Genomic DNA, 1,089 nt, shown 5'->3' with positions numbered 1-1,089 from the left:
ACAGTCACGACAACGGCACGCGTCACACACGCGTGCCGTTGGCTTTTGTTGTCGACGGAGCGCCATAAGCCGACATCCCCCCGTGGATTGGTGGGAACTCGCCGAACAGTTCCGTCGAACTTCAAGCTCACCGAACGCCATAGTCGAAGAACGCATATCGTCTATTGCCTGCTGGTCTTGTGTTGCCGCCTCGCATTCTGTTCCTTGTTCATTGCTCATAAATTGGCATGCGCTTTGCAGAACCGTGGCTGAGCACCGCATTGTGCTCACTCACCCACCTTCAGGAGTAGCGCCATGAAATCCAGCCTCATCATCAGGGACTTGCCACGTTCCGCAGATCGCCCACACGACGAAACGACACTCACCTCCGCGCAGATGAAGGCGCTGCGGGGCGGCCGTTCCGTCATTGTCACCGTCGATCATGGCCCTCTCGGCCAGGTCGACGACTTCGGAATCAACACCGCCATCTTCGAAGGGCGTATCAAAGGGCCTTACTTATAGGACGCGCGAGATGTCCGCAATTAGAAACAGGCCTCCTTCACATCTTTGCCGTTGGAGGAGGCCTGTTCATTGATGGGATGAATGCCCGCTTGTCGTGTTCCAATCGACGCTTGACCTTTGCCTCGCGACTAATATCGAACGGCGTCGCCCCGACGCGAACGACATCTCTTCGGCCATCGCTTTGTCCAGGCCAACCAATCCATCGAATTCCTCGCACGACGTCATCCGGTTCGCGACAGCATCGTGTAGTCACTGAGGCGAGCCACGCCCGCGATACGTCACAGCCGTGCGCGCTGTGCTGCGAATTTCGCGCGTGCCCTCTTCTATTCCGGATCAAGAACACCTTCTGCATCCTCTCTCGAGTTTGAACACCCGGTCAGATCGAGCCGCTTCGCCGCTGCCCGTGTCGTTCTTGATCCAACAGCATGCGGCGGTCTGTCGGGCGTGTGCCGTCAGTCGTGCATCGTTTCCATCGGCAATGCGCCGGTGCGCGCCCGGCACGGCGACGCGAGACGCCTGCGTAGCAGGCCTTCTCCAACTTTCTTAGGAACCTTGAATAAAACTGGCACAGCCTGTGCATTAGTGATA

At 57.9% G+C, this 1,089-nt stretch carries 1 protein-coding gene; it reads left to right on the top strand.

The window, feature by feature from the left end:
• Positions 1-294: 294 nt before the first annotated feature.
• On the top strand, positions 295-501 hold the full coding sequence (locus ACFSNN_RS38620) for a hypothetical protein (RefSeq protein ID WP_134460649.1): 207 nt from the start codon (positions 295-297) through the stop codon (positions 499-501).
• Positions 502-1,089: the final 588 nt, after the last annotated feature.

This window comes from Paraburkholderia dipogonis (assembly GCF_042680985.1).
GTDB classification, from domain to species: domain Bacteria; phylum Pseudomonadota; class Gammaproteobacteria; order Burkholderiales; family Burkholderiaceae; genus Paraburkholderia; species Paraburkholderia phytofirmans.
The sequence above is the reverse complement of the archived record's forward strand: the minus strand, read 5'-3'. Positions and strand labels throughout refer to the sequence as shown.